Source organism: Streptomyces sp. NPDC007346 (assembly GCF_040703535.1).
Taxonomy (GTDB): Bacteria; Actinomycetota; Actinomycetes; order Streptomycetales; family Streptomycetaceae; genus Streptomyces.
The window spans coordinates 17,064-28,417 of sequence record NZ_JBEYKR010000093.1 but is presented as its reverse complement, the minus strand read 5'-3'; the positions used below and the strand labels follow the sequence as shown (position 1 = coordinate 28,417).

Sequence of the window (11,354 nt, the reverse complement as noted above, 5' to 3'; positions counted from 1 at the left end):
TGCCGATCATCGGTATCGACCGCAGCCTGGACCCGGCGCAGTTCTGCTCGTTGGTGAACTCCTCCACCACGGTGGCGCCCAGCTCGCGGACGATCAGCTCGTGGCCGGAGAGGGCGGAGTCGACGAGATCCGGATCGTCGGCCTCCGCGGTGTCGTCCTCGGGGGCCACGGAGCGCGGCGGCTCCGACGCGTACCCCCCGTGAGACGGCTCGGGGGCGGACGGAGCCGTTCCCCGCCCCTGCTGCTGCGGCGCCGGCGCGGAGAAGGACGAGGACTGATGGGACTGCGGGGACTGATGGGACTGCTGGGGCTGCTGCTGTGCGTGCGGCTGGGGGGCGTGCGCCGGGTTGCCCTCGTACGCCGTCGGGGTCGGGGCGGCGGCGGGTGAGGGCGTCGGCGCCGGCTGGTACTGCGGGGCCGGGGGGCGTCCGCCGCCGAGGGGTGGAGGCGGCGCACCGCCGCCCGAGGCGTCGACGACCGCTTCGACCCGCCACTGGGCGTTGAACCGCTCGGCGAGTGCCTGCTTCAGGACCTCCTCGCTGCCGCTGCTCGCGAAGTTGTCCCGGGCGCCCGCGTTGATGAAACCGATCTGGAGCGTGGTCCCGTCGAACCCGGTCACCTGGGCGTTCTGGCTGAGCAGGATCCAGGTGAAGCGGCGCCGGTTCTTCACCGCCTCCAGGATGTCGGGCCACATGCTCTGGACCTGGCCGGCGCCCTGGGCCATGCCCTGGCCGCCCGCTGCCGGGGCGGCCGGCGCGGACGGAGCCGTAGGGGCCGGGGAGGCCGGTACGGGAGCGGGTGCGGCGGGGGGCGGGGTGGCGGGGCCACTGCCGGGGGCGGAAGCGGTGGGCCAGCCGCCGGGGCGACGGCCCTGCTCGCCACCGGCGGGGGCGGCGGTGGGCCAGGAGCCTGGCCGCTGTGCGGGGGCGGGGGCCTCGGCAGGGGCGGCCGGGGCGACGGGCTCGGCGGCAGGGGGCGGCGCGTAGGCGGCGGGCGCGGGAGCCGGCGCCTCGCCCCGTACGGCGGCACGGGCGGCGTCCGGACCTGCGGGGCCCGCGGGTGCGGCCTGGGGCGCGTGGGCCTGCGGAGCCGGGGCCTGGGGGGCGTGGGCGTGGGCCTCAGGCCCGGGGACGTACCCCATCGGGACGGCGGCGGGCGGCGCGGCGAACGAGGCGGCAGCGGCGGCGGACGCACCGCGCTCCAGCCGGTCGAGCCGGGCCTGCATCGACCGCTCGTCGTCGAAGGCGGCGGGGAGCAGGACCCGGGCGCAGATCAGCTCCACCTGGAGGCGCGGCGAGGTGGCGCCGCGCATCTCGGTGAGCCCGTCGTTGACCAGGTCGGCGGCGCGGCTCAGCTCGGCAGCGCCGAAGACGGAGGCCTGGGCCTGCATGCGCTCGACGACATCGGCGGGGGCGTCGATGAGCCCCTTCTCCCCGGCGTCGGGCACGGCGGCGAGGATCACCAGATCGCGCAGCCGCTCCAGCAGGTCCGCCACGAACCGACGGGGATCGTTGCCGCCCTCGATGACCCGGTCCACGACCTCGAAGGCGGCGGCCCCGTCACCGGCGGCGAAGGCGTCGATGACCGAGTCGAGGAGCGAGCCGTCCGTGTACCCGAGGAGCGAGGTCGCCATGGCGTACGTCACACCGTCGTCGCCCGCGCCGGCCAGCAGCTGGTCCATGACGGACATGGAGTCACGCACGGACCCGGCCCCGGCCCGCACGACGAGCGGCAGGACGCCGTCCTCGACAGGGCTGTTCTCCCGCCCACACACATCGGCGAGATAGCTGCGCAGCGTCCCCGGGGGCACCAGCCGGAACGGATAGTGGTGCGTACGCGACCGGATCGTCCCGATGACCTTCTCGGGCTCGGTGGTCGCGAAGATGAACTTGAGGTGCTCCGGCGGCTCCTCGACCACCTTCAGCAGGGCGTTGAACCCCGCCGGGGTGACCATGTGGGCCTCGTCGATGATGTAGATCTTGTAACGGCTGGAGGCGGGCCCGAAGAACGCCTTCTCGCGCAGATCACGGGCGTCGTCCACACCACCGTGCGAGGCGGCGTCGATCTCGATGACATCGATGGACCCAGGCCCGTTGCGCGCGAGGTCCCGGCACGACTGGCACTCCCCGCAGGGGGTCGGCGTGGGCCCCTGCTCGCAGTTCAGACAGCGGGCGAGGATGCGGGCACTGGTCGTCTTTCCACAGCCACGCGGCCCGCTGAACAGGTACGCGTGATTGACCCGGTTGTTCCGCAGGGCCTGCTGGAGCGGGTCAGTGACATGCTCCTGACCGATGACCTCGGCGAACGACTCGGGGCGGTAGCGGCGGTACAGCGCAAGGGACGACACATCTACGAGGTTATCGGGGCGGACTGACACCCGGCCCCACACCGCCCACCCAGGGGCTCCCACCAGCACTCGAGCCCGCCGGGCCACAGGCCGGAAAGGCCGGACACCGCCCCGGAAGCCACGCCTCCCGGAAGCCACACCCGCAGACAGATTCAACGGCGGACGACTACGGGCGCCCCCGGGATCTCCCCGGCAGGCCGCAAGAACCGGCCCCGGAACGCAAAGGGCCCCCCACGCACCCGCCAGAGCCAACCTACCCTTGCTGCCTTCCGGCCCTGGGGGAGTTCAGTCAGATAGCGCCACGTGAGGGGCTGACGCCCACCTTAGCCGATCCCCACCCCCTCCGGTCCACCCGCCCGCCCCGCCGGACGACCTGCACGGCTTCCGAGGACGATCTCCGGGGAACATGTTCGCGAGCACCCTCCAACGTCTTGTATTGTTTGCGGCGGAGGATTCGCCTAGTGGCCTAGGGCGCACGCTTGGAAAGCGTGTTGGGGGCAACCCCTCACGAGTTCGAATCTCGTATCCTCCGCCATTGCTCTCACCGGGCAATACGTTGAAGGGCCCCACTGCTTGCAGTGGGGCCCTTCGACGTTGGCGGCCCACGTCCCGTCACGTCTCGCGGGTGCGTCCCAGGCGGAGGGCGGAGGCGAGGAAGAAGACGCCGCCCAGGAAGGCGTAGCCGGCCAGGTTGTTCAGGGAGGCGGTGTCCTTGCTCGCCTGGGCGAAGAACGAGGCGCCGGCGAGGGTGGAGATGGCTCCGCTGGCGATCATCGCCCACTGGCCGCCGAGTTGGCGCCGGGCGGCGCCGATGACGAGTTGGACGATGCCCGCGGTGACGGCCCAGGCGCCCCAGACCCGCAGGACGGCCGGGATGCCGGAAGTGGCGGCGACGGCGAGGCCGATGCCGGTGAGGGTGCTGAACGCGATGTTCACGTACAGGCCGCGCACCGGGTGGGCGTTCGTCCTGGCGGATCGGAGGTCGATGAGCGCGCACGCCACGTCGAACAAGGGGTAGATCACCAGCAGCGTGACCGTGAGCGCGCCCAGTGTGTCGGCGGTCGCGAACAGCAGGGCGGCCCACACCGCGGCGAATGCGAAGCGCAGGAAGTACAGCTTCCGCAGGGCGGTGGGAACGCTGTCGGGAGCGGGGGCGGTACCGACGATCGTGTCCATGAATGTCCCTTTCAGGGCTATCGAGTTGGTGGCGGTCAGTCGGCCTATCCCCCGGGGGCCCTGTCCGCTTCCTCTGTCGGGCGCCCAGGGCGTTCTGTCCTGGGTGCCCGACCAGGCCGGCTCTCCTTCGCGGCGCCGGGCGGCGCACGGAGGGCCGTGGAAGGTCGTGGAAGGTCACGGAAAGCCGCTGACAAGTCGTGAAGCCCCCTACGAGGGAGAACGTTCGGTCTCCTTCCTTATTCAAGGGGGCGCCGTCGGCCCCGTCAAGACCGAACGTTCTCCCTCATCCGTGCGGTAGCCTGACCTGCATGAGTGAGGGCACGGGACGCGGCAGCACGTCGGCGGCGCGGGCGCGGCTGCTCGATACGGCGACCAGGATCTTCTACACGGAGGGCATCCACTCCGTCGGCGTCGACCGGATCATCGGCGAGGCGCAGGTCACCCGCGCCACCCTGTACCGGCACTTCACCGGCAAGGAAGAGCTCGTCCTCGCCTACCTCGGCCAGGCCGACCGGGGCATCCGGGCAGGCATCGAGGCCGCCCAGGCGGGCGAGCAGTCGGCGGCCGACGCGGTCCGGGCGATCGGCCGGTTCATCACCGAAGGCATTCAGGGCCCCGGGTTCCGCGGTTGCGCCTTCCTCAACGCGGTCGCCGAATACCCCGACCCCGCCCATCCCGTCCACCAAGCCGTCCTGGCCCACCGCCAGTGGTTCCTGGCCACCGTCACCGGACTGCTGGCGCAGGTCGGCGACGGTCCCGCCGACGAAGCCGGCCGGCACCTCGTCATGCTCCGCGACGGCGCCATGGCCGCCGGCTGCCTCTTCGACCCGGAACTGATCTCCGAGACCTTCCTCCTGGGCGTCGAAGGGATTCTGCTCGCTCGCGGCGCCTGAGCGGCCGCGGCCGGGTCGTCGGCCGAGGAGGCGACCGTCGAGGTTCTGGGTGGCTCCAGTCCTGGGTGGCTCCTGTACTCATTGCCTCCACCCCTCATTGCCTCCAGCCCTCGTTGTCTCCGGCCCCCTCCCCACCGCCTGCGTACCCCCCTCTCATAGCCTTCTGAGCGCAGGGAAGTCGTCACGGGGGACAAGGACGAGGCCAGGGCATGGGTATAGGCATGGGCACGGGCGCCAAGCGTTGGAGTGTCGCGGTGCACGAGGCGCCCGCGTTGGCGGTGTTCCTCGGGCTCGTGCCGTTGTCGGTGTTCGCCGCGACCGCGGTGTGGGCCCTCGACGGAGACCGCGAGCGGCGTTTCCTTCTGCTGATGCTCTGCCTGGGACCCGCCGCCGTCGCGGTGCTGGCGCTCGGCGCGTACCAACTGCTGCGCGGGGTGCAGAGGACGGCCGGTGTGGTGGCGGCGGCCCTGCACGACGGGTCCGGGCGCGCCGGTCCGGCGCCCGCGCTGCCCGACTCCGTACCGGGGCGGGCCGGTTGGCGGCTGCTGACCTGGGCGTACGGTACGGCGTTCGTCGGCGGGCTGGTCGGGTTCTGGTTCCTCGGTGTGGGCGACCCCGGACAGGACGGGCGGCTCCACTCCACCGGTGAACTGTGGGTCTGGGGCGGCGCCCTTGCCGTGATCGCCCTCTACTGCGCGCTCAACGTGGAGGGCTCCGTCCCCCGTGTCCTCCCCGGCCGCACCCGTGCCCTGCGGGGGACCGTACGCCGCGGGAAGGTGGTGGCAGCCAGGGGCGGCGGTCCGCGTGGCCCTCTCCGTGTCGATCTGCGCGTTCCGGGGGCGGACTTCGACGAGCTGGCCGCCGGGATGGAAGGGCGGCGCCTCTGGCTCTGCTGGGATCTCCGGCAGGTCAAGCGGGACTTCGTCCAGGAGGGGCCGCCGCGACTGGACTGCGCCGCCCTTCTCGTCTTCGACGGCGGTCAGGCGGTACGGGCACGGGCCCTCTTCCCGCCGGACCGCTCCCCCTGGGCGGAAGGCGCCCCGACCGGCTCACCCCAGGCCCCCGTCGACCCGGCCCGCAAGGTCGCCGCCTGGACCCCCCGGTCGCTGTGGCCGCTGACGCTGCCCGCACCGGCGTACGGCCTCTACGCCCTGGCGGGGCTGTGTGCCGGAGGCCTGTTCACCGAGGGTGCGCCGCGCGGGCTGCTCGCGGTGGTCGGCGCCTGCGCGCTGCTGTTCGCACGCGGGCAGCACGCTCCCGACTGCGAACGTGCTCTCGCCCCCGGCTGGTACCGCGACCGCTCCCCCGCCCGCCCGGACACCGCGCCGGACGGCTCCCCACTGCCCGTGGAGCGCGCCGAGCCCGGTACGGCCCGGATACGCCGCGCCCTCCGCCGGCTCCCCGCGCTCGTCTCCCTGGCCACGCTCGTACCGCTGTCCGCCCTCGTCGGCCTCGCGGCATGGCTGACCTGGCCGGGCAGGGAGGCCCGGCTCGCGGTGACGGCGGGCTGCCTGGCCGTCGCCGCCGGGGTGCTGGCCGTGCTGCTGGTCCACCGGATCGCGACCGGCCCGGTCCACCCGCACGAGATCGAGGCGGCGCGCGGTGCGGTCGGCGGCGTACGGGACTCCGCCCGGCGCCTGCGCCTGCGCAAGGCCCGCTACCTCTTCGGGGCGATCGGCGTCGGGGGCTGGCTGGCCGGGCTCGTCTTCCTGATGCCCGCCGGTGATGTGACCTCCAGCCCCCTCCTCGACCGGCTCCGCGCGGAGGGGGCCGTCGTCGCCGAGGTGACCGTCGAGGGCACTTCGCTCGTGGAGAGGCACTACAAGGCCAAGAAGGGCGGCGGGCGCGGCCCCCAGTACGCCGTGACCGAGAAGCTGTCCGTCCGGCTCCCCACGGACAGCGGCTCCTTCGACTTCGCCACCGTACGCACCATGAGCGCACAGGAACGGAGGACGGGCGACCGCGTCACCGTCATCTACGCCCCGGGGAACACCGCCCTCGGCGCCTACGTCGGCGACGACTCCCGCGAAGGCCCCGCCGCCTGGCTGAGCAACTGGCAGGGCTATCCGGACGATCTCCAGCGCCTCCTCGACGACCGTGCGCTGTCCGGGCGCCAGCTCGGGGGCCTCGGTGGCCTGTGGCTTCTGTGCACCGGTGTCTGCGTGTGGGTGGCGCACAACACCCGGGTGGACGGGCCGGACCACCCCCCGTCGTGGCCGCTGACGATCACGTACACCTCCTTCGTCACGGCCGCCCTGGCCCTGGCCGGCAGCGCCCTGCTCCTCACCGACCTGGTCCTCGGCTTCGGCCGCCTGGTGCTCGGGGCCTTCACGGCCTGCTGCGCGGTGTTGAGCCTCACCATGCGGTTCGCGGGAGGAGGGGACGAGGGCGACGCCGCGCGGAAGGAGGGCCGTGCGTCTGGGCGCGCCTGATCTGTGGGCCTCCGAGGTGACCGGTTACGGTCGGGAAACGTGTGACCGCCGACTGGTTCCGGTCGGGGGACGTGTCACCGCCGACCGGTTCCGGCCGGGGGACGTGTGACCGAGCCGGCCCGCTGGCCCCAAAGCCCGCGTGGATGACGGCCCGAGGCGCGTGGTTCCGCCCGGAGGCGCCGGCAGCGGACTTCACGACGCGGCGGGTCGTGCCCGTACGAGAAGCGCCCACGACGTGCTGTCCGGGGAGGCGGCAGCAATTCCGGCTCGGCTCGTCCCGGCCCCCAGGCGCCGATTGCCGCCGCACCGTACGGAGTTGGCTCACGCGCACTCCCCCGGGCGACCACCGCCATGCACAATCGGACCATGTCGCAACGAGACGACCCGGCGCAGACGCAGAACATCCGTACTCTCTCCGACGCGGAGGCCGTCCGGGCACTGACGGCACTGGTGGAGGACCGTGGGCTGCTGCCCTCAACCGGGGACCTGCCCGCCACGGCCGAGGAGTTGAGGGACGCGGTGGACGCGGAGGTGGTGGCGGACCACCTGCCTCCGGGCGTACCTCCCGTCAGTCAGGGCGACTTGGCGCGGGCCGCCCTGGAATACGCGGCGACACAGGAGGACTTGGCGAGCGTGGTCGACGAGGCCGTCGAGCACGCACGGTCGCCGATGGACCGTATCGACCCGGTGTCCGTCTCGGTCGCCGCTCTGGCCGTCACGCTGCTCCAGACGGAGGTCGTCGTCAAGCGGGACAACCGCGGCAGGTGGAGTCTGACGGTGCACAAACGGGCCCTGCGGGACTCCGCGCTCGGCCGTCTGCTGACCGCGCTGCTCACCCACCTCACCGACGGCAAGTAGGGCGGGGCCGGGGGTGAGCGTGTCGGCGAGGACTTCCTACGCGTGGCGGTGCGAGGAGTGCGGCAGGCAGTGCGAGGCCCCGGTATGGCACATCGTCGACGGCCGTGAGCGCGCCGACGTACTCGGAAGCCCTGGCGACCCGGACGCGTTCGGCCCGGGGCTGTGCCGGGTTCCCTGCCCCGGCTGCGGGGCCCGCGCACACATCGAGGCACCGCTGTTGGTCCTGCGCCCGGGTACGGCGGCTCCCGCGCTGTTCGCGACCTCCGTCGACGCACTGCGCCAGGGCGGTACGGCGACAGCGACCGCCCTCGTGGAGCAGGCCGAGCGCGCCGGAGCCTTCCGCGGCGGCCCTTTCCCCGGCCAGGTCCTTCAGCTGCCCCGCAGACTGCTGCCCTTCGTCCTGGTCCGCGACGTCGACCGGGACCTGGCGGACCCCGAGAAGGCGTGCCAGGAGCTGGTGCCGTACGGCCCGCCGACCGTGGCCAACTACCGGTCCTTCCTCGGATATCTGGCGGAGGACCGGGAGGCCGCACGGGTCGGGGAGCTGCTGCGCGCGATCATGGGAAGCCCGCCGGGTCAGCTCGGCGACCTGGTCCGCGCGCATCCCGAGCTCACGAGCGACACCCAGGTGCGCGACGCCGCGTTCGAGGAGCTGCGTGCGGCCACCGGCACCCCCCTGGAGGCGGCACTGCGTCCCCGCCAGCAGTTGCTGGACGACCTGTGCGGTGGCCGGATGCCCCAGGAGGAGGCGGTGGAACGCTACTTCGCCTCCATGGCCGCCCTGGGCATCGGCCGGCTGGCCCGGCTGTACGAGATGTGCGAGGAGGTCCGTGCCGCCGACGGCCCGGAGCTCATCCCGCTCGCCCGGGAGGCGCTGGCCCTCGCCGGGCAGCTCGGCAAGGAGGAGCTGGAGACCGAACTCGCCGCCCGGCTCGGCGAACGGCTGGTGACCGCCGTACGCACCGGATACGACGCCGACCCCTCCGAGGCACCGCGCGTCCTGGCACACGCCCTGGCCCGGCTGCCCGAGGGGAGCCCGCAGTGGGCGGAGGTGGCGACCAACCTCGCCGCCGCCCACCACCAGCGGGACGACGGCGACCGGCTGGAGCGCTGGGAAGCCGCCCGCGACCTGCTCGACCGCGCCACCGCACTGGACCGTCGCGCCCACCCGGAGTTCTGGGCACGGATCCAGACCAACTACGGGCTGCTCCTCGCCGAACGGCCGGGCGGCGGCCCCGAAGACCTCACCCTGGGCATCGGCCACATCCGGGCCGGGCTGGCGGAACGCCCCCCGGGGCGCGGCCGGGTCGACCGGGCCTACTCCCTGCTCAACCTGGGGCTGCTGCTGTACCGGCGCGGCGCCCCCGACGACGTACAGCAGGCGGAGCAGTGCTACCGGGACGCGCTGCTCCACCTGCCCCCGGAGGACGACCCGGCGCTCTGGTCGCAGCTCCGGTGCAACCTGGCCGACCTGCTCCTGTCCCGCGACCCCGCCGATCCCCAAGGGGCCCGGGAGGCGGTCACCGCCGTACGCGAATGGGGCGCCGGGCACCCCGGCCTCCTGGACACCGGCCGCGCCACCTGGCTCCTGGCCCGCGCCTGCGACCTCCTCGACGGGCCGAACAGCCCCGAGAGCGTACGGCTGCGCCGCGCGGCCCTGGCCGGCGTGTCGCCGAGCGTCTCCCCGTCCCTGCACCTGGCCATCGGCCGGGAGCTGCTGAACTCCCTCTCCGCAGCCGGGGGCTGGGGCGGCGCGGCTGAAGCCAGGGACCGGGCCGACGCAGCCGACGTCGGGGGCTGGGCCAGTTCGGACGAAGCCGGGGCCTGGGCCGGCTCGGACGAAGCCGGGGACCGGGCCGACGCAGCCGACGTCGGGAACTGGGCTAGCTCGGGCAAAGCCGGGGGCTGGGCCGGCGCGGCCGACGTCGCGTCGGGCATGCTGAGCGCCGTCCACGCGCTCTACGACGCCCAGGTCACCGCCGTCGGCCGCCGCAGCGTACTCACCGAGGCACGGGGTCTCGCCCGCTGGGCCGCCTTCCTGCTGGCCCGCGCGGGGCGCCCGGAACGCGCGGTCGAAGCGATCGAGCGCGGGCTGGCCTGCGAACTGTCGGTGGCGGCCGGTCGCGGCACGGTGGACCTGGCTGCTCTGGAACGCGTCGACGCCGCCCTGGCCCGCCGCTACCGACAGGCCCGCGAGCGCTACCGGTCCGTGGTCGCGGACGGGCCCGCGGCCTCGCCGGGTGACCCGTCCGCCGGATTCGCCCCCGCCTCCGGCGCGCAGGCGGCGGCGGAACGCGCCCTGCGCACGGTGATCGCGGAAATCCGTGGGATCCCCGGCCTCGAAGGCTTCCTGCGCATGACCGAGCTGGCGGATGTGGTGCGTGCCGCCCGGGGCGCCCCGCTCGTCTACCTGGTGAACGCGCCCTGGGGCAGCTGCGTCCTCGTGGTCCCCCGCGTCCCGGACCCGCCCGGGGCGAGCGGCGTCCCGTCCGGCGCCGGGCCGGAGGAACCCTCCGTACGGGCCGTCCACGTCCCCGAGGTGAGCAGCACCTCGATCGTCCACCTCATGACCGTGGCCCCGGACTGCGACGGCGTGGGGCTGCTCCTGGTCCAGCAGGCAGGAGCGCTCAGGCGCCGCGCCCTGCTCCCGAAGGCCCTGGACCGGCTCCGGGGCCTCGCCCCGCTCCTGCGCCCCGTGGCCCGGATCCTCGAAGAGGACCCGGAGCACGAGGCCGTCGTCGTGCCGACGGGTCTGCTGGGGCACGTACCGCTGAGTGCCGTTCCGCTCGGCCCTGGGCGGGACGACGTGCTCGACGACATCGGGACGCTGATGCTGGCCCCCTCGGCGGGTGTCCACGCCGCCTCCCGCGCGGCGGCCGCGCGACCACCGGCGCCGGTGCCTCGCCTGGTGGCCGTCACCGATCCCGACGGTTCACTCCCCGGTGCACGCGGCGAACTGGCCGAGATCCGGGCGCTGTTCGAGCCGACGGGCGAGGCCGTCTGCGCGGTGGGGCCCGACGCCACCCTGAGCTGGCTGCTCGACCACCTCGCGGAGGCGTCACACCTCCATCTGAGCTGCCACGGCAGCGCGCACATCACCGGCCGGGGCGGCTCGCTGGCCCTCGCCGACGGTCCCCTGGACACGGACACGTTGGTACGGCGTCGGCTCCCCCACTGCCGGCTCGCGGTGGCGAGCGCCTGCCAGTCCGGCCACTACGAGATCATCGGCGCGCCCGACGAGTTCACCGGACTCCCGGCCGGCTTCCTCCAGGCCGGAGCGGCCTGCGTGATCACCAGCCTGTGGCAGGTGGGCGATCTGGCGACCGCCCTGCTGATGACACGCCTGTACGAGCTGCTCGCCCCCGCCGGTCCTACGGCGGGCGAACTCCCCGCAGCCGCCTTGCGCCACTCCCGGACCTGGCTGCGCCGTCTCACCTGGGACGACCTCGCGCGGTACACCGCCGCCCACCCGGCCCTCGCCGAACTGACCCGGCGCTACGCCCGTCCCGCGACCGCGTCCGCCTCCGCGTCCGCCTCCGCCTCCGCCTCCGCCTCCGCCTCCGACGAGCGTCCTTTCGCCTCGCCCGTCCACTGGGCGGCGTTCACCGCGTGGGGGGCCTGACGCGCAGCGAGGAACGGGCCCGAGGG

At 73.9% G+C, this 11,354-nt stretch carries 6 protein-coding genes, 1 tRNA gene and 1 other RNA gene; 5 read left to right on the top strand and 3 right to left on the bottom strand.

The features are described from left to right. Together AB0917_RS22760 and ffs are read right to left on the bottom strand one after the other, a co-directional pair. A partial coding sequence (locus AB0917_RS22760; RefSeq protein WP_366821451.1) for a DNA polymerase III subunit gamma and tau occupies positions 1-2,347 on the bottom strand: 2,347 nt, incomplete at its 3' end. Between the two features lie 220 nt (positions 2,348-2,567). Beyond that, positions 2,568-2,662: signal recognition particle sRNA small type (gene ffs, locus AB0917_RS22755), an RNA gene on the bottom strand. Positions 2,663-2,794: 132 nt separating this feature from the next. Between ffs and AB0917_RS22750 the strand changes: the two genes are divergently transcribed. Further along, positions 2,795-2,882, top strand: a tRNA-Ser gene (locus tag AB0917_RS22750). Between the two features lie 77 nt (positions 2,883-2,959). Here the strand turns inward: AB0917_RS22750 and AB0917_RS22745 are convergent. Beyond that, a complete protein-coding gene (locus AB0917_RS22745) occupies positions 2,960-3,523 on the bottom strand; it encodes a hypothetical protein (protein ID WP_366821450.1) in 564 nt (187 codons plus the stop codon). 308 nt (positions 3,524-3,831) lie between these two features. Here AB0917_RS22745 and AB0917_RS22740 point away from each other — a divergent pair, with 308 nt between their 5' ends. The 4 genes from AB0917_RS22740 (at position 3,832) to AB0917_RS22725 (ending at position 11,328) form a co-directional block, all read left to right on the top strand. Then, entirely contained in the window at positions 3,832-4,416 is a 585-nt protein-coding gene (locus AB0917_RS22740) for a TetR/AcrR family transcriptional regulator (protein WP_366821449.1), read from the top strand. A 209-nt stretch (positions 4,417-4,625) separates the two neighbouring features. Then, positions 4,626-6,848 carry a hypothetical protein gene (locus AB0917_RS22735; protein ID WP_366821448.1) on the top strand — a complete coding sequence of 741 codons (2,223 nt, stop codon included), beginning with the start codon at positions 4,626-4,628 and terminating at the stop codon, positions 6,846-6,848. Positions 6,849-7,214: 366 nt separating this feature from the next. Further along, a complete protein-coding gene (locus AB0917_RS22730) occupies positions 7,215-7,706 on the top strand; it encodes a hypothetical protein (protein ID WP_366821447.1) in 492 nt (163 codons plus the stop codon). Between the two features lie 19 nt (positions 7,707-7,725). Continuing rightward, positions 7,726-11,328: a CHAT domain-containing protein gene (locus AB0917_RS22725; protein ID WP_366821446.1), complete on the top strand. Its 3,603-nt coding sequence runs from the start codon at positions 7,726-7,728 to the stop codon at positions 11,326-11,328. Positions 11,329-11,354 lie beyond the last annotated feature (26 nt).

Bases quoted from the DNA above. Each gene is read 5' to 3' on its own strand.
- AB0917_RS22735 (WP_366821448.1), top strand. From the start codon at position 4,626: ATGGGTATAGGCATGGGCACGGGCGCCAAGCGTTGGAGTGTCGCGGTG.
- AB0917_RS22740 (WP_366821449.1), top strand. From the start codon at position 3,832: ATGAGTGAGGGCACGGGACGCGGCAGCACGTCGGCGGCGCGGGCGCGG.
- AB0917_RS22730 (WP_366821447.1), top strand. From the start codon at position 7,215: ATGTCGCAACGAGACGACCCGGCGCAGACGCAGAACATCCGTACTCTC.
- AB0917_RS22745 (WP_366821450.1), bottom strand. From the start codon at position 3,523: ATGGACACGATCGTCGGTACCGCCCCCGCTCCCGACAGCGTTCCCACC.